The organism is Methanosarcina siciliae T4/M, from assembly GCF_000970085.1.
Classification (GTDB): domain Archaea; phylum Halobacteriota; class Methanosarcinia; order Methanosarcinales; family Methanosarcinaceae; genus Methanosarcina; species Methanosarcina siciliae.
In genome coordinates, this window is record NZ_CP009506.1 from 1,640,579 (window position 1) to 1,657,751 (window position 17,173).

A 17,173-nucleotide genomic window follows, 5' to 3' on the forward strand; every position below is an offset into this window, starting at 1 on the left:
TTCTAAAAATCGGTTGTTAGGAAAAGTTGAAGGAGAAAGTCAGATAAAGAAGGTCAATTGAAAGAAAAAGATCAATTGAAAGAAAAAGCAAGTTAAAGAAAAAGCAAGTTAAAGAAAAGGTCAACCACAGGAAAAAGTCCGGAAAAACTTATGCTTTTCCTGGGTCCATTCTACGAATACTTTCAAGAGCATTTTCAGCTTTTGTTTTAAACCCTTTACTCTCCCAGAGGTCGGCTGCAATCTTAAAAGCATTTTCAGCAGCTCTCAGATTTCCTAGTTTCAGGAAAACCTTTCCTTTTTCATACCAGGCTTCGGGATTATCGGGCTTAAGCCGGGTTGCCTTCTCAAAAGCATGAAAAGCCTCTTTTTCCGAACCGGCTTTAAAGAGGATTTTTCCCCGGAGCTGCCAGGCTTCGGCATTTTCAGGTTTCACCTCAAGGGCTTTTTTAAACGCCTGCATAGCTTTTTCCTGCTCACCAAGCCTGAGCCAGAGTTTCCCGGTTTCAAACAGGGCATCGGGGTCCCCGGGATTTTTTCCCAGGGTTTTTTCATACTCACTGAGCTTTTCTTCACACAGGTTTACTAGAGAGAGCACGGAGTCCTTGCCTTCCCAGGCGTTTTTCTGCACAGGGTTCAGGGAAATGGATTTTTCGAAAGCCTCAAGTGAATCCCGGAAACGTTCAAGCTTTTTTAAAGCAAAACCCATGTTAGTCCAGAGCCCTGCATTCTCAGACTTGATTTCCGAAGCCTTTTCAAAGGTCTCAAGAGCTTCTTCATAGCGTTTGAGTTTCAGGAGGGAATTTCCCCTATGGTACAGGGCCGGAAAATCCAGAGGATTTTCTTCCAGCACACGGTCAAAAGCTTTGAGTGCAAGCCTCAACCTCCCCTGCCTATAAAGAGCAACTCCTTCTTCGTAAATGCCTTCTTCCCCTCCGGTTTCCGTACCTCCGGCTTCCCCTTTATCTTCCGTTCTATCTCTTTCAAGCCCGGTTTCCGAGAGGTACCTGAACCCTTCCGAGCCCCCCCGGGCAGACCTGGCATCAAGATATATGAACTCCTCTTTTGGCACGAAAGACTTGCAGATCCAGCCAGGTTCGGCCCTTCGGTTAGTGATTATACAGTACCCGTTTATGTACTTCGAACAGACCCCGCAGCAGTAGATGTGCCTCTCCAGACGGTACCGTATCTGGTCAATATCGGTAGTAACCAGCCCCTGGTTCAGCCTAGTTTTAAAAGTCTCGTAGGGGATATTTTTGATTTTAATATAGACTGTTGAAGGAGCAGGCGGGTCCCATTCAAAGGGCTTTTCGATTTGTTTTTTGCGGATCATAACTTTCGTTGAACTTTTTGGTCTGAGTTACCGGTGTTTTCGAGTTCCGAGAATATAAGTCTTTTTAAGTCTTTTTTGTCGCTTTTTTCAGTGTTTTCTTTCAAAGCTTTTCTTAAAGTCCTTTTGAAGCTTGAAGTCATTCATGTTACTAAGAACTTATTACCCTAATTTTAATAAATAAACAAATTAATTAAAGTAACGAATATTTTTGGTAACCAGCAATCAGTCAGCAGATTTTCAACATATTTTCTAAAAGAAGGGAGGGTAAACTTACGAGCTACAAGAAAACACATGGAGCCCCAGCATTATTTTCTTTTTTCATCCCCGGCCTGGGCCAGCTTGTAAAGGGGCAGGTATCAAAGGCACTTGGCGTCTGGGCAGCCCTGCTAATCAGTGCATTCATGAGCATTGTCGGAATCGGGATTTTAATGGGAATGGTTGTATGGGTCGCACAGATCTATGATGCCTACAACGCCTGAATGCAAAATAGGTCATCTACTCTCACATGCCTTTACTCTCACATGCCTTAGATCTACCTTATTTCCGCTCCGAAGCACGAGGTCCTTTTCACTTACTTCGCTCAGGTGGGTTCTTTACGATTTCTCTAACCCGCGAAACCATATTCACTGTATTTTGTCGTTCTTTCCCGCTCGACGCAGGAGAGCGGTCTTTCCCACAAAAATGAAGAAAAAAAGAACGTAAAGAAGAATAAAAACAGCATGTAAGGCAATTAAAAGCTTCTGAAACGCTTGTGAGTGAAAAAGAGAAGCAAACAGGTCAAATGAGTACAAAGGCCAAATGAGTACAAATTTAGGTCTTATGTCTTATTTTTCATTCAAATCTGTATTCTCTTCTTTTTGGGAAAAGCCGCCAGACAAGCTGGCGGAGGCGCTGAAATTTAGTGGATTATTTAAACCAGGTTCCCGGGATCAAGGGAAATGTGCTTTGGACAGGGAAGAAAGTTCAGAATTCGTTATTTCCTTGTGAACCGCCAAAAAAGAGTAAATGGAAAAAAGGTTTAAGGGAAATTCAGTTTCGTCATCTATTTCCGTCGTCATCTATTTCCCAGTTCATTCAATTCCTGAATTCTCAGCTCCACGACATCCATGGCATCTTCAAAGAGCTGCCTGTTGATTTCTATCCCGAAGTATTGCTTGAGTTTTTCTTCGGGAGGCATTATTGCACCTGCTGAGAGGTAGGCAATGTAGTTTTTGTTGAAGGATTCAGGTTCCTCCCTGTATTGCTTGAAGAGGGCGAGTGTTATTGCTTTTGAAATCGCGTAATTGAATGTATAGTAATTATTTGTCAGGTAGATGTGGTTAATGTAGGTCCATTCCGCAGAATCTTCAGCGTAATATTCTACCGAGTCGCTCCTGTATTCTTTAGAAAGGGCGGTCCAGAGGGCATTGAGTTCTGCTCCGCTGACAGTTCCGTTTTCATTGCTTTTTTCAGCACAGAGCTGGTGAGCCTTATATTCGAATTCCGTAATCATGGGCTGGCGGGTAAAATAATTCTGGTATTCCCCAATGTGCTGGGCAAGCACAGCGACTGCGGTTTCCTTATCCGAGTTTTCGACCACATAATCGACAAAGAGTTCTTCATTGAAAGTGGACGGGACCTCCATTTCATAGATCTGGCCCGTGCAGTAGAGATAATCCACGGAATTGCCCATCAGATAGAAGTTGATTCCGTGCCCCAGTTCATGGGTGAGGGTCTTCTGGTCACTTATAATGCCGTTGTAGTTCATGAAAATCAGGGCAGGAGCCTTCAGGGCATAGAGGCCGTAACAGTAACCGCCTGGCTGTTTTCCGTTTTCGGGGGATGGATATGCGTCGATGAAATTTCCGGTTACCGTTTTTAAGAAAATTTCGTTGAAACGAGGATCCATCCCGGCATAGGATTTCTGGATCTCATGCACAGCGTCCAGGTAAGTATAATTTTTAGCGGGCTGGTCCGTCAACTGCAGCATAAGGTCATAAGGCTTTAGTGTTTCAAGCCCTAGTTTTTTCCTCCTGAACTCATTATAAGCTTCAAATACGGCTTTTCTTTCCTTAAAAACCGTATTCATATCATCAACCTGATTTTTTGTGAGATAAAGACTATACAGGCTGGCTTCATAAAAGTCAGGGTAATTCAGCTGTGCTGCAACAAGATCGTCAAAGCGGGCTTTTTCCGCATACAAAGAAGCCATTGAATCGGATTCGTCAATCAGGTGGTAAAACCTCTTATCATAACACCTTTTCCTGTTTTCCCGGCTCCGGTCAATTGAAAGCAGGGTATTGTAAGACTGGGAATTTACTGAAAACTCTTCCCCGTTATCAAGAGTTATGCTTCCTGCCATGGTGACTGTATTGGTGATTCTGGAAAGGGCTTCGGTCTCCAGTTTCATACGCTGATTTTCGAGCTCTGCCAGATATACGGCCTGAGCTTCATCGCCCGGCCTGTGCTCTACAAACCTCATATAGGTTGCTTCAAGATAAGCCCTGTATGACTCAAGTCCGGGCTCTTCGGAAAAGAGCCGGTCCCAATCCTCCTTATTGAGCGAGGTCAGTTTCACGGTTGAAAAGGCGCTAACCTTTTTATATTCGGTAAGCAGGTCCTGAGTATCCGAAAGAAGAGACATAAAGAACTGCTCATTCACGTTTTTGCTGAGCTGAGTGTATGCATAGGTATAGAGAATGTCAATAGATCTTGAAAACTCTTTTTCGGCTTCCAGATATCCGAGTAAAACAGTCCCGGACAGCTTCTCAAATTCCGGACGATACGTCTCGTTTATCTCTTCCAGGCTCTTTTTTAGTGCTCCAAGTTTTTCAAGGGCAGCATCCCTGCTGCTGAAAATATAGGCATCGTTCCATTCCGTTGTAACCTCATCGGGATTAAGCTCTTTAAACATGTGATTCTCTCCTGTGCTTCCGGAAGCTTTCTCTGCTTTTTCGGAAGTCCCATACCCTGAAAAGACGGTAAAAACCAGTTTACTGAAAACATATATTTCTGACTGAGAATATATCGGGACTAATACTCATTATATCGGGACTAACTCATATGAACCTGCTGTTCAAAAAGTGTTCAGAAACGCAAACTAAAATCTAAAGCTTATAATTGCAGTTCTACGGATTGCGGTTGAGAGACTGGTTCAAGGAAAAAGACTCATCAGGATCGAAGTATTTATATCCGTCCTCTCATTAAGTTTTTACAAAACAAGTTCTTAGAAAGATAAGTTCTTAAAAAAGGTAAGTTATATGGAATGCAGGAGAACACACGGAGTTCCCGCCCTATTTTCTTTTTTCGTACCCGGTCTGGGGCAGCTTGTAAAAGGAGATTTTCTTAAAGCAATCGGCATCTGGTTAGCTTTCATGGTTACAGGAGCCATGCATTTCTTCGGAACCGGATTTTTAATATGGGCGATTATATGGGTCTGGCAGCTCTATGATGCCTATAATGCCTGAAAAAATAAGTAACAGGAATCCGGAAAGAGTAGTATAAGTGTACTAAAGGTACTTACTTAGCTATACACTATTAGCTATGCACTAAACTCTTTTTGAAATTGAAGAAGCAGAATTATTTTTGAATTACATCTCTGAATTACCTCTCCTATTCTTTTTTTTATTGGCTGATGTCAAGCCGTCTATCCTCGATTTTACTATCAAAATCTATCAATATCTATCAAAATCAATCAAATTGATAGAAAAAAATATAGGATATAACTATCAATATCTATCAAAACAGATCAAATTGATAGATTGGTAATATGAAACTCCCGGAAGTTCCTGAATTTTCAAATGAAACCCTTGAAGAAGCTGAAAAATTTCTTCATGACGATCAAATTGCAGATTTAGTCTATGCATACAATGAAAGGTATCTGCACTGGGAGGAGTTAAAACACAGAAAACTCCCTCTTGACCCGGGAATCGTATGGAATTTAATGAAAATGTTGAGGGAATTAAAAGCAAAATCCCTGAAGTTTGGGAACTGGGTTTTTAAATATAACTTAATAGATGAATTTCAGGAAAAACTCCATATCCTCGACAAATCAGCAGCGGAAAACTTGCTCAGTAGTCTTGAAGCCCTGCAGGACAATAGAAGGAAATACATTATCAGCTCCCTGATGGAAGAGGCAATCGCTTCAAGCCAGATAGAAGGAGCAGCAACTACAAGGGAAGTTGCAAAAAGGATGCTGCAGGAGAAAAGGAAGCCCAAAAATAAAGACGAAAAAATGATTGTAAACAATTACGATACAGTAAAGTATATCGTGGATTTAAAAAACGAAGCCTTCACCTCTGAGCGAATTCTAGAAATTCACAGGATGATTACAGGCGGAACACTTGAACAAACCCAATACGAAGGCAATTTCAGGGAAAACAATGAAATTGCAGTTTTTTCCCATGATGGGACACTGCTTCATAAACCTGTGGAATACACCGAAGTCCCGAAGCTGGTTAATGAATTATGTGATTTTGCCAACAGCAAGGATGAAGATTTCATTCATCCCGTGATAAAGGGTATAATCATCCACTTCCTGCTAGGATACATCCACCCCTTCAACGACGGAAACGGCAGGACCGCAAGGGCTCTTTTTTACTGGTATCTCATCAAAAACGACTACTGGCTTTTCGAGTACATGGCAGTCTCAAGAGTAATAAATAATTCGAAAAAAAGGTATCAAAATGCCTACCTCTATACCGAATCCGACCGTACCCCCGAGGATTCCGGCGACCTCACGTACTTCATCAAATACAACCTCGACTGCATACAAAAAGCCCTTGATGACACCCTCGAGTATCTGGAAAGAAAACAAAAAGAGCAGGCTCAAGCCCTGAAAATCATTACCGAATCCGGAAATCTTACTTTAAGGCAGGCAGAAATCCTAAAGCAGTTTTTGAAGCAGCCTGAAAAACCCATCACAATCAAAGAAATAGTGACCATTTACAGTGTGGCGTATGCTACAGCCAGAAGTGACCTTTTCCGGCTTGCAGAACTGGGATATGTTGAAAAAAGGAAGGCTGGGAAGGAGTTTATTTTCATGTTTAAGAAGGTTGATTGAGATTCTCTATTCTGAGTGGTTTGTTATCGGAATCTATTAAAAAAGCACTCTCATCAATTTTTATTAGAATTCATCAAAAAGTCGTCAAACAAAGCTTAAAATTTTGTTAATATTTTCGTACCATTTCTTCCTGCCATTCAGTTTCAGGCCACCCTCCAAAGCCCCTATGCATAGTTAGTTCATCAAGATAGTTCAGTACCTCGCCCACCGGAAAACCAAAGTCTTTGAGCACACATCCGAGAACCGTGCCTGTCCTGCCTATGCCCCCCAGGCAGTGGACAACAATCCCTTCTCCTTCATCCATTTTTGCTCTTATAACAGCAGTTGCCTGCCTGATAAGCCGCTCCTCTCTTTCAGGGTTCTCCGGCCCATAGCCGAAATAAAGGTCTTCTAATTCTGCAGAGAACAGCACTTTGAGAGGATAAGGGTCGTAAGTAACCTCCTAACTGCTGAGACAGACTACGTTTGAAAAACCGGCTTCCCCAATTTTCTCCCAGGGGGTAGACTCCCGTGGCCGAGACATGCCGGCAAGAAGAACAGGCTCTTTGAGCACGACATAGAAATTCAGTGGAATTCGGATACCTTCTATTGAAGGCATCTCCCTTGGACTCAACAAAGAGGGCATAATGCTAAGAGTATGAGGGGCAGGAAATATAAAGTGACCTTTTTCATCTGGAAGAACTGGAATATGTTGAAAAAAGGAAGGCTGGAAAAGAGTTTATTTTCGTATTCAAAAAGGTTGATTGAGGTTCTCCATTCTGAGTGGTTTGTTATCAGAATCTATCAAGATGAATCGAATTGATAAAAATAAAGCCAAACTTACCTCCCACCAAAAACTATTTAATTAGGTAATACCTAACTAATAACCCGGACCCAGCATGACAGAGAAAAAAGAGCATTTGTTATTAGTCTTTGAAAGCCTGATCAAAACCAAAAGCGAATGCTCCTGTGAGATCCTCTCGGAATGTGGGTTATCTGATATCACTATTAAACAGATCGGATATCTGAAGATTATTGATGAACATGGAGACGTGACTTTTAGCAGGCTTGCTAAAATCACCCGAAATTCAAAGCCAACCGTCACAGAGATGGTCAACAAATTCGTGAAAATGGACTGCGTGTACAAAGAAAAATCCCCGGAGGACGGGAGAATTTTCTACATTCGCCTGACTGAAAAAGGACGGAGAATAGCTCGTGCCGAAGAAAACGCATTGTTAAGGGTCATTGAAAAAATGGCAGGTTCTCTGGACGAGAAGGAAATTGACACGCTTATCGACCTCCTTGAAAAGGTGTGGTAATTTTTTTTGTCCGGCAGAAAAGTTAGGTTAATTCAAACTAAATAATTGGAATGGCCTGAAAGACTGAAAAAACAACTTTAGAAAAAATGAGACGATTGACAATGTATCCAGAACAACCCGATGAAAACAGAGAATGCATTGTAATGCCGCTTTTTGAGGTAGTGGCCTACCCGAAAAGCCGGGCCAAATTCCTTGCTGACAAAGTCACGGGAGAAATCCTCCTGAACGACATGAAAAACGCCGAATCTGTATATGCCATCGGGCTGACAGTAAAAAGCGGCACGAAACCTTCCGACCTGACAGAGGATAAACTGTACAGGACAGGAAATCTCCTGAGAATTGGATTTGTCCAGCCTGCAGATGAGGGCTATCTTGTTATTGCAAAGGCTGTCCAGAGGGTAGAGTCAGTATCGCTTACCCGGAAGGACGGGATTTTCTACGCTGCATTCGAACCTGTAATGGACCTTCCGGACCTCGATGAAGACGTTCAGATGGAAATGCTGGCTAATGTCAAAAAATCAATCCATGAGATCAGCAGCCGTTTCCAGAGTTCGGAGCAGTTTATGCGGCCGATCGAGAAGATGAATTCCATTGACCAGATAATGGGCTTTGTCATGCCGTATATCCCTATAAAGCTCGAAGAAAAGCAGGCCCTTCTTGAGATAGTTTCTGTCCGTGAGCGATACCTCGCATTCCTCGAGATCCTGATGAAGCAGAAAGAAAACATAAAAATCCAGATGGAAATGGCAAAAAAAGTTTCCGAAAAGGTAAACAAATCGCATAGGGAAGCGATGCTTCGGGAACAGCTCAAGATCATTCAGGAAGAGCTTAACGAAACTGACGATTCTGCCGGTGAGGGCGGATACCGGGGAAGGATTGAAAAATCAACGATGCCTGAAGAGGTCAAAAAGAAGGCATTGTCAGAGTTGAAGAAACTCGAAACCGGGGGCCCCCACAATCCTGAGAGCTCTGTTATCAGAAATTACCTGGACCTCATGCTCGACCTTCCCTGGGTGACGGAGGAGAAAAAGAACATCGATATTGACGAAGCTCGCCGTGTCCTTGAAAGCAACCATAACGGGCTTGAAAAGGTCAAGGAAAGGATAATCCAGCACCTGGCGGTAATGAAACTGAAAAAGGAAAAACAGGGTTCAATTCTGCTCCTTACGGGCCCGCCCGGCACCGGGAAAACGAGCCTCGGAAAAAGTATTGCAGATGCCCTCGGCAGGGAGTATGTCAGGATTAGCCTCGGAGGCGTAAGGGACGAAGCCGAGATAAGAGGCCACAGAAGAACGTATATAGGAGCCCTGCCCGGAAGAATTATTCAGGGCATGAGGAAAGCAGGTACGAAAAACCCGGTCTTCATCCTCGACGAGGTCGATAAGCTTTCAACTTCCTACGCAGGAGACCCGGCAAGTGCCCTTCTGGAAGTCCTTGACCCCGAGCAGAACAACACATTCTCGGACCATTATCTGGAAGTCCCGTATGACCTGTCCGAAGTATTCTTCATAGCCACTGCCAATTCACTGGCAAGTATCCCCTGGCCTCTGCTTGACAGAATGGAAACTATCGAGATCTCGGGTTACACGAAAAATGAAAAACTTGCAATTGCAAAAGATCATCTGCTGCCCTGTATACTGGAAGAACACGGCCTTGATGCGGACAAGCTCAAAATTGAAGATGAAGCCCTGAAAGGAATCATTGACAAATACACCCGCGAAGCCGGGGTCCGTGGACTGAAAAAACAGCTTGCCAGGACTGCAAGGTTTGTGTCTGAAAAGATCGTGTCGGGAAAAACCGATCTCCCTTACGTGGTCAGAGCGGACATGCTCAAAGAGGTTCTCGGAAAAGAGATAATCAGGCAGGAAGAAGCCAGAAAAGAAAATGTTCCCGGAGTGGTAACCGGCCTTGCCTGGACCCCTGTAGGAGGAGACATCCTTTTCATTGAAGGCACATTCATGCCCGGAAACGGTAAGCTTACCCTTACAGGCCAGCTCGGGGACGTGATGAAAGAGTCGGCACAGATCTCTTTGAGCCTTGTCAGGTCCAGACTTGCCAGCACCGAAAACAGCTTTAACTTTACGGCAAGCGATGTCCATATCCACGTGCCCTCGGGTGCAACCCCAAAAGACGGCCCTTCAGCAGGTGTGACCCTCTTTACCGCCCTTACGTCCCTCATAACCGGCAAAGCTGTTGACCCCAAACTTGCCATGACAGGGGAAATAACGTTGAGCGGCTCCGTACTTCCCGTTGGAGGCATAAAAGAGAAAGTCCTGGCAGCTCATAGGGCAGGTATAAAGAAAGTAATCCTGCCAAAAGAAAACGAAAGAGACCTTGAGGACGTGCCCGAAGACGTTAGAAACGAGCTTCGATTCGTGCCTGTAGAGACCATTGAGGAGGTCCTCAAAGAGGCACTTGGCATTGACCTCCCCGGACAGGTGCTGTCGTCGTCGTTTTCAGGGAACAGCTTCGCAGCTACCCAGAATGTTTGAGTTTGAAAGTGCAGGACAGGGCAATGACCGGGGAGGGAGATATTCAAAGATGGGGTTTAGGTTAAAGCTTCCAGAAACGTAACCTACCCCGTCCATCCACTCAAAGCTGAATTCAAACTCTTAATTCAAAAATGGGAAAATAGCCGAAAGTCATATCCTGCCTGTCCTGAAGATATTGAATACAAGCCACATCCCAAAAATGCTGGCAAGAAGGAAACCGAATATTCCCAGAAGAGGCACTCCCCAGAGAAGGGGTTTCATGTTTGTCTGAGTTATCAGGGATGAAGCAACGATTATGGCAGAAATGATCAGGCTGAAAGACAACCGGTTGCTTGCGGTATTTATCTCTGAGATCAGCCTTTTAGTCTCTTCGGACTCAAGCTTTATTCCCAGATAACCATTTTCGGCATTATCGAGGATATGGGAGATTTTTGTCGGGGCTTTCTGGAATATGCGGGACCAGCTGGAAATGTTGTCGTAAAGTACCCTGGCAATGTTCTGCGGATAAAAACTTTCTTTTATTGCGTTTTTCGCATAAGGCTCTACAAGCTCGGCTAAATTCAAATCGGGATCGATTATCAGCCCGAACCCCTCAACAGCAAGCGTACCCCTTACCAGCAGCGTAATATTGTAAGGCACTTTAACCTGATTCATTCTCAGGACCTCTATTAACTCTTCTATTATTACCGAAGCATCGAGATTTTTCAGAGCCCTGCCGTAATATTTGGAACGGAAGTAATCAAAATCCACTTTCAAGACTTTTGTGTCCACATGCGAGTCTATACCTCCCATATCCCGCAGGGTTTCAACAAAAAGAGAGCTATCCCCTTTAACCATTGCCGTCATCCCGTTCAGGAACATATCCCTTGTTTCTGAAGATAGGTGCCCAACCATTCCGAAATCAAGAAATGCTACTATTCCATCTTCCATTATCAGGATGTTCCCTGGATGCAGGTCAGCATGGAAAAAACCGTCTTCAAAGACCTGCTTAAGAAAAGAACCTGCAACTGCAAGAGCTATTGCACTCCTGTCAAACCCCTGCTTTTCAAGTAAATCCACGCGCCCTCCTTTTATCCCTTCGATATATTCGAGGGTCAGCACACGGGTGCCTGTATAATCCCAGTACACTTTGGGGATGTGGATTTGCTCGCTGTCCTTAAAATTCTCTGCAAACCGGTCTGTGTTCCAGCCTTCCTGCGAATAATCTATTTCTGCAAGAATACTGCGCGATAGTTCGTCAACAAGTTCAACCGGCCTGTAAAGTCTGGCTTCGGGGATGTGTTCGGTCAAAAGCCCGGATAAACTGTACATTATATCCAGATCGGATTCGATTACTTCTTTTATTCCAGGACGCTGGACCTTCACAACGACGTCGTCACCATTTTTTAGCTTTGCCCGATGCACCTGTCCGATTGACGCACATGCAAGTGGTTTTTTCTCAAAAGACTCGAACAATTCCTCAACAGGAAGTCTGAGTTCCTCTCTTATAATCAGCTCAACTTCCTCAAAACCAAAGGAAGGGGCATCGTCCTGAAGTTTTGAAAATTCGGCGGCGTATTCAAGAGGAACGAGGTCCCGCCTCATGCTCAGCAACTGGCCTAACTTGATGTAGGTCGGACCGAGTTCTTCGAGGATCCTGCGAGTTCTAACCGGGCCTGAGAGATTATGTTCATCTCTTTTTTCCTGTTTTTTGAGCCTGGAAGTAAAGTCTCCGAAACTGCCCAGACCAATCTGGTCAACAATATATCCGAACCCGTATTTCTGGAGAACCTCAATTATCTGGCCGTATCTTTTCAACATTGAATAACGGCGGAATCTTTTATGCAGCATATAAAGTCATTAGCCTGATGTTTTTGTGATGAGTACCGAAGTTATTCCGGGAATGAGTTTATTAAAACACATATAATATTTTTTTGTATCTAATTAAGGTTCCTCTCAATTCTGGATCATCCTGTCAAAGAGTTATATGAACTACCACTCAGCTAAAGACTCATGGGTTTTATGCTTATTTATATAAAAACAGGACATTATTAGACTGACTGGAAACTCTATTCTCTGTTAACTGATCGGTCCCTATTCCTAAAAATCTGAATAGAATGAAAATGAAGGTAAAACCATGAAAGTAATAGCCATAAACGGAAGCCCCAGAAAGAAATGGAACACAGCCACCCTGCTGGAAAAAGCTCTTGAAGGCGCAGCTTCGGAGGGCGCGGAAACAGAAATAATCCACCTCTACGACCTCGATTTTAAAGGCTGCACAAGTTGTTTTGCCTGCAAATTGAAAGGCGGGAAAAGCTATGGAAAATGCGCAATGAGAGATGAGCTGACACCTGTACTTGAGAGGTTGGAAGATGCTGATGCTGTAATCCTGGGATCTCCAATCTATCTTGGGAATTTGACAGGCGAGATGAGATCGTTCATGGAACGCTATGTATTTCCATACCTCACATATTCCAATAGCTTGCCTTCCCTCTACCCAAAAAACACCCCTGTTGGTTTCATCTACACGATGGGAGCAAAGGAAGAATATTTTGATATGTTTGGGCTCAGGAAAACTATCGAATTGAATGAGAATCTTGCTAAGAGAATCTTCGGAGATTCCGAATCACTTTACAGCACCGATACCTACCAGTTCGATGATTATTCAAAGTACGTTGCTGACAGGTTTGATCCCGAGGAAAAAGCAAAAAGGCGAAAAGAAGTGTTTCCGCAGGACTGCAAAAAAGCCTTTGAGATGGGAGCACGGTTCGTGAAACGGCAAAAAGCTCTTGAGTAAAGAAGTAAAAGCAATAATGTTTGAGTTAAATGATAAGCTCCTTAATATTGCTTTTTTCACCTATTCTCACTTTTCATATCTGTTATTTCACCATATTCGTGAAGAGCTGTGAAAAAATTCAAAGCGGTCAGCTGCCTCAGGAGAAAACCCCAGTTCTTCAAACATCTCCCTGAAAACCGCCCGGTATTCCTCTTCGGGTATCGATTCCCCGCTGCTTCCTACAGGCATTACGATTTCGAGTTTGACCTTTCCTGAGGAATCGAGTTCAACTATGTACCTGTTCCCTTCATCATAAGTCGTTACCTTTGCCTTCGGGATGGAGTATTTTACGGAACCCAGCCGTTTCCCGTCCTTTAAAAAGACTTCAGTTGGGTATGCATTAAGACCAAAACCGGACTCGTAGCTGGGCTCGTCACTGTTTTCCAAAAGATAGGCATATACAGCCGGGAAATTGGGAGATTCGTTCATCTGTATTTCAGCATCCCAGGTCTGGTTTTGTGCGGCTTTTTTCAGAGCCGCAAGATACTTCTCCGGAGCATTTTCATCCGGGCCGAAGAGGAGTCCGAGTTTCTCAAGCATCCAGGAATCTTCCGGGAACTCTGATAGCTGTAAGGGAGATTCGGGGTCAGCGTGGCTGAGGTTCGAAACAGCCACACAGGTTTGGCCCCCGGATTCAGATCCGTTTTCACAGACGAAGACCATAAGCTCGGAGTTCTCGCTATTAAGCCTTATATTCTGCACAAGCGCAGCACTTCCGAAGTTTTCCCTGACCTCAGACACATCCCCCGGTTCAAAACCCGAAAAGTTTCCGGGCCAGGGCCAGGAACCTTCCACTTCATAGCCGGCATTCTCCGCTTTCGTTAGCACGGAACTGTAATCAAGAGACCCGATATCTACGTCCTCGGAATAGTACCAGGAACTGTCGATAAAAGACATTAGTATAAAAGGCCCGAATAAATACAGTACAAAAAGGAGGGGAAGGAATAATAGTAATATCAGTATGGCTTTTTGTTTTTTCATGGCACTCTCAACTCCGGGAAAACGTCGGTAAACTGAAGAGCTTGTTATTATTCCGAATTAGAAGTTCAATTTTAAAGAATATCGGGAATAATATCTCTTAGTTGCCTGTAACAGTACACTCTACATGCTAAAATAATAAATAATTTAGGCTCACTTTGCAGGCTCTTAGATCAAAAAATTGAAAGTTCCCTTATTTTCCTGGAATCCTCTTCCAGTCCCTCCAGAAATTCCTCATATTTCAATGCCCCAAAATAAACCGACAGATTTCCTTATTCTTTCACCAGCAGGCGGTCAATAACGTCGCTGAAACTTTCTCCTTCAGTTTTGCATTTTTCAGCAGGTTGTATGTATCGTCCCGGATTGGAATCGTCTTTGTATTCATGTATCTGTGTATGCATACACAGAAGTAAAGTTCTACGTTTGCCCGGTATTCAGACAGCTCCCCTGATCCCTCTCTTCTGTAAAACAACCCATGTAGCAAGTACCATAGCTCCGCAGCCAAGGGCGATTGCTCCGAGTACAGGGATCTTATCCGCCCATTCCAGGGAGATAAACCACATACCGACAGCCCCGAGTGTAAAGTAGCAGAAGATCAGCAGGGAAGAAGCCGAGCCCGTATCCCGGTCGACCTGTTCGAGCACAAGGTTGTTGCTCGGAGGGCGGCTCAGGCCCAGGGAAAATGTGATCAGGAACATAGGAAGCGCAAAGCTCCAGGGACCGTGCTGGCCAGTGAACAGAAGGAAAAGTCCGCCCAGAAAAATTCCTGCAAACCCGACCGTCATCAGGTGCTTTGATCTGATGTTTCTCGTCAACCGGAGGCAGGAGAAGGAACCGATCATCAGAGCCATGGCATTGAAAGCAAAGAAGTAGCTGTATGTCTGCTCGGTCATGCCAAACCCGTTTATGTAGATGTCAGAAGAGCCCGCGATGTAACTGTACAGGGGAAAAAGACTTGCTGACATTACAAGGACCATGACTATGTAAGAAGGGTTGAACAGCAGCCGGCTGTAGGTGTGCATTATCCGGGTAAGTGGAGTATCGGAAACCTCTGGAAGCGTTTCCGGAAAGCGGAGAACTCCGATCAACCCGATTAAACCCATAACTGCCTGAATGAAGAAGATCCAGGGCCAGGAGAAATCTGCAAGGACCCAACCGCCAATGACCGGAGCAAGCATGGGAGCAAGCGCCATTATAACCGCAATGTAAGCCAGAATCCTCTCTCTTTCCTGTCCGGAGAAAATGTCTTTGGTCATGGCCATGGAGATAGAGGAACTGGCAGCCGCTCCTGCAGCCTGCAGTATTCGTAAGCCTATTAGCATGGAAGCACTGGACGCAAAGGCACAGAGCAAGCTTGCCACTATGTATACCGCAAGCCCGAAAAGAAGGGGCCTGCGGCGGCCAAATCTGTCGGAAATAGGGCCGTAAAAGAGCAGGAAAAACCCATAGGTCACAAAGAAGCAGATAAGGGTCAGGTTAATTACCGACAGGGAAACGCCCCAGGTTTCGGCAAGGGAGGGGATGGCCGGCAAGATCATGTCCGTGGAAAGAGGAGGAAAGGCCGTAAGAAGGGCCAGAAGCGGTAAGGTTCCTTTTAAATTTCGCTTCAAATTATAATCTCCTGAACTAGTTGCCTTATTAATTTTAGAATCTATTTTATCATTTCTTTTTTGTTGAAAAGCCATAATGGGATCCTTTATTTCGTTTTTATCAGTATAGCAATTATTAAATAGTTATTGTTTTTTAAATGGTTGTTAATCTTGAAATGTTTATTATCTTGAATTTTATTATATCTGATTGTCAATCGGGCATATAGTTACATGTGTAACTAACCACAATGGTTATCGAAGGAAACGAGTTGTATATAACAGTTTCGAAAGTAAAGGTCGGTCTCAATAATTTTGAAAATCAATCAATTTTTAAACCATAGAGGCTTAAACCTGGTACAGGTATGGAAAATCTGAGAAAATATAGAAATCTGCTCTTTGCTATAGCCTTCACTCACGGCGGACCAGGTGCCTCCGGAGAAATGGCCTATGTTGCAAGGAAACTCTCCGCCCTTCGAGGAGTCCTTGACCTCCTCCAGACGAAAACAACTCTTGAAGGTCAGGTAACGTAATTTAAAGAAGTTTTGGAAGAAATTGGAGCTCTGCGATAACCTTGATAGGTTTTTCCTGTGGGGCTATGCTCGGTTTTATATTCACAACTATCCCTCAGTTGGTAAAAAACTGATTCTAATCGTAAAGGGCCCCTGCGAAGAAAAGTATGCCGTAAACATAATGAAGACCCGGATAAGACGGCTAGGAAAAGAAGATTGGGAAAGCTTCCTTGCCCTGAATGAAACTCTGAACAACCCTTCAGCTAAAAACAGGGATGAAGTCTTTTGCAGCTTTGGAAAACTGATGTCGGGAGTGGATGCCGTTGATTCGCATCCTCATGAAAATGAACTGCTCGAATGCAGCTATGATGCATTCAAAGAAATTTTCCCGCATATCGATTTTGACTTTTCCGCTGACCTTCGTATCACATTAGGGTATCTAAAGATCAGCGGCATGTTATTCTTCGAAAATGAATTGACAGCTGCTTTATTCTATTTTTACGACCTGCTGGTGTGAATATTTCTCAGTTTCTTTTTTATTTTCGTGGATTTTGTTTTTACTTTGGTGTATATCATATCCGCAACTATATGTGCTTCAATAGAGACAACAATTCCTGTTAATAATGAAATAAAATATTTTGTCGGGATTTGAGTTATGTCAAGGTCGAGAAACTTGACAACAGGCGCTATGATGAATAAACTTACAGTTGAAATAATTATGATGGGACCTGATAATGGATGGTGCAGTTTTCCACGGTGCTTGAATATTTTTTGATAAGGCCACCAGATGTATTTGAGGATTCCCCACCTTTTGAAGGGTCCGCTTTTGATATCAAGGTCAGGACTGAGATAATATGTCCCGAATATAAGTGCAAACGAAAATATTGCAATAGTATCAAACTCAAGATATTCCGGTGGAATATGCAGTTTTATATAGTGAGTATGTAAACTTAGCAATATAGCAAACAGCAATGTGATGTTTATTTTTGTGTGAGTTTTTCCATTGGGCATTCTGAACACCGTTTTTAAATCGGAGAGTAGCTATCTGACTCGAAACCTTTTCTCATCTAACTGATACTTATACTTCCTCAATTTTTTATACAACGATTTATATAATTTAT

Annotated in this window: 16 protein-coding genes; 8 read left to right on the top strand and 8 right to left on the bottom strand. The window is 43.6% G+C overall.

Features of this window, described 5'->3' with window-relative positions; all coding sequences use genetic code 11:
• Nucleotides 1-148 precede the first annotated feature (148 nt).
• Entirely contained in the window at nucleotides 149-1,330 is a 1,182-nt protein-coding gene (locus MSSIT_RS07045; protein ID WP_048171159.1) for a tetratricopeptide repeat protein, read from the bottom strand.
• A gap of 242 nt (nucleotides 1,331-1,572) precedes the next feature.
• Here MSSIT_RS07045 and MSSIT_RS24620 point away from each other — a divergent pair, with 242 nt between their 5' ends.
• Nucleotides 1,573-1,809, top strand: coding sequence for a hypothetical protein (locus MSSIT_RS24620; protein ID WP_082089118.1), 237 nt, complete (start codon nucleotides 1,573-1,575; stop codon nucleotides 1,807-1,809).
• A 575-nt stretch (nucleotides 1,810-2,384) separates the two neighbouring features.
• Here the strand turns inward: MSSIT_RS24620 and MSSIT_RS07050 are convergent.
• The gene (locus MSSIT_RS07050; protein WP_048171161.1) at nucleotides 2,385-4,223 is read right to left on the bottom strand and encodes a M3 family oligoendopeptidase; all 1,839 of its coding nucleotides are present in this window, start codon (nucleotides 4,221-4,223) and stop codon (nucleotides 2,385-2,387) included.
• A 346-nt stretch (nucleotides 4,224-4,569) separates the two neighbouring features.
• On the opposite strand from MSSIT_RS07050, the gene MSSIT_RS07055 reads away from it, so the two are divergent.
• Together MSSIT_RS07055 and MSSIT_RS07065 are read left to right on the top strand one after the other, a co-directional pair.
• A complete protein-coding gene (locus tag MSSIT_RS07055) occupies nucleotides 4,570-4,776 on the top strand; it encodes a hypothetical protein (protein ID WP_048171162.1) in 207 nt (68 codons plus the stop codon).
• Between the two features lie 302 nt (nucleotides 4,777-5,078).
• Nucleotides 5,079-6,371 carry a Fic family protein gene (locus tag MSSIT_RS07065; protein ID WP_048171167.1) on the top strand — a complete coding sequence of 431 codons (1,293 nt, stop codon included), beginning with the start codon at nucleotides 5,079-5,081 and terminating at the stop codon, nucleotides 6,369-6,371.
• 106 nt (nucleotides 6,372-6,477) lie between these two features.
• Here the strand turns inward: MSSIT_RS07065 and MSSIT_RS24625 are convergent, their stop codons facing one another.
• On the bottom strand, nucleotides 6,478-6,783 hold the full coding sequence (locus MSSIT_RS24625) for a protein-tyrosine phosphatase family protein (protein WP_231590456.1): 306 nt from the start codon (nucleotides 6,781-6,783) through the stop codon (nucleotides 6,478-6,480).
• Nucleotides 6,784-7,249: 466 nt separating this feature from the next.
• Here MSSIT_RS24625 and MSSIT_RS07075 point away from each other — a divergent pair, with 466 nt between their 5' ends.
• Together MSSIT_RS07075 and lon are read left to right on the top strand one after the other, a co-directional pair.
• Nucleotides 7,250-7,669 (top strand): MarR family winged helix-turn-helix transcriptional regulator, encoded by a 420-nt coding sequence (locus MSSIT_RS07075; RefSeq protein WP_048171170.1) that lies wholly within the window; start codon nucleotides 7,250-7,252, stop codon nucleotides 7,667-7,669.
• Nucleotides 7,670-7,770: 101 nt separating this feature from the next.
• Nucleotides 7,771-10,161 carry an endopeptidase La gene (lon, locus tag MSSIT_RS07080; RefSeq protein ID WP_048171172.1) on the top strand — a complete coding sequence of 797 codons (2,391 nt, stop codon included), beginning with the start codon at nucleotides 7,771-7,773 and terminating at the stop codon, nucleotides 10,159-10,161.
• 150 nt (nucleotides 10,162-10,311) lie between these two features.
• On the opposite strand, the gene MSSIT_RS07085 is transcribed toward lon, so the two are convergent.
• Nucleotides 10,312-11,991, bottom strand: a complete 1,680-nt coding sequence (locus MSSIT_RS07085) for an ABC1 kinase family protein (protein ID WP_048171175.1) — start codon at nucleotides 11,989-11,991, stop codon at nucleotides 10,312-10,314.
• Between the two features lie 286 nt (nucleotides 11,992-12,277).
• Here MSSIT_RS07085 and MSSIT_RS07090 point away from each other — a divergent pair, with 286 nt between their 5' ends.
• Complete coding sequence (locus tag MSSIT_RS07090; protein ID WP_048171178.1) at nucleotides 12,278-12,937, top strand: flavodoxin family protein; 660 nt, start codon at nucleotides 12,278-12,280, stop codon at nucleotides 12,935-12,937.
• An 87-nt stretch (nucleotides 12,938-13,024) separates the two neighbouring features.
• Here MSSIT_RS07090 and MSSIT_RS07095 read toward each other — a convergent pair whose 3' ends face one another.
• From MSSIT_RS07095 to MSSIT_RS07100, 3 genes are all read right to left on the bottom strand, one after another.
• Nucleotides 13,025-13,957, bottom strand: coding sequence for a hypothetical protein (locus MSSIT_RS07095; protein ID WP_048171180.1), 933 nt, complete (start codon nucleotides 13,955-13,957; stop codon nucleotides 13,025-13,027).
• Nucleotides 13,958-14,226: 269 nt separating this feature from the next.
• Entirely contained in the window at nucleotides 14,227-14,355 is a 129-nt protein-coding gene (locus MSSIT_RS24630; RefSeq protein ID WP_231590457.1) for an antitoxin VapB family protein, read from the bottom strand.
• A 33-nt stretch (nucleotides 14,356-14,388) separates the two neighbouring features.
• Nucleotides 14,389-15,564: a multidrug effflux MFS transporter gene (locus tag MSSIT_RS07100; protein ID WP_231590458.1), complete on the bottom strand. Its 1,176-nt coding sequence runs from the start codon at nucleotides 15,562-15,564 to the stop codon at nucleotides 14,389-14,391.
• A 341-nt stretch (nucleotides 15,565-15,905) separates the two neighbouring features.
• Between MSSIT_RS07100 and MSSIT_RS23000 the strand changes: the two genes are divergently transcribed.
• Both MSSIT_RS23000 and MSSIT_RS21140 read left to right on the top strand, forming a co-directional pair.
• Nucleotides 15,906-16,073 (top strand): hypothetical protein, encoded by a 168-nt coding sequence (locus MSSIT_RS23000; protein WP_156158809.1) that lies wholly within the window; start codon nucleotides 15,906-15,908, stop codon nucleotides 16,071-16,073.
• Between the two features lie 22 nt (nucleotides 16,074-16,095).
• Nucleotides 16,096-16,569 carry a hypothetical protein gene (locus tag MSSIT_RS21140; RefSeq protein WP_052721563.1) on the top strand — a complete coding sequence of 158 codons (474 nt, stop codon included), beginning with the start codon at nucleotides 16,096-16,098 and terminating at the stop codon, nucleotides 16,567-16,569.
• On the opposite strand, the gene MSSIT_RS07110 is transcribed toward MSSIT_RS21140, so the two are convergent.
• A complete protein-coding gene (locus MSSIT_RS07110; protein ID WP_048171185.1) occupies nucleotides 16,551-17,063 on the bottom strand; it encodes a metal-binding protein in 513 nt (170 codons plus the stop codon). The genes MSSIT_RS21140 and MSSIT_RS07110 overlap by 19 nt on opposite strands.
• Nucleotides 17,064-17,173: the final 110 nt, after the last annotated feature.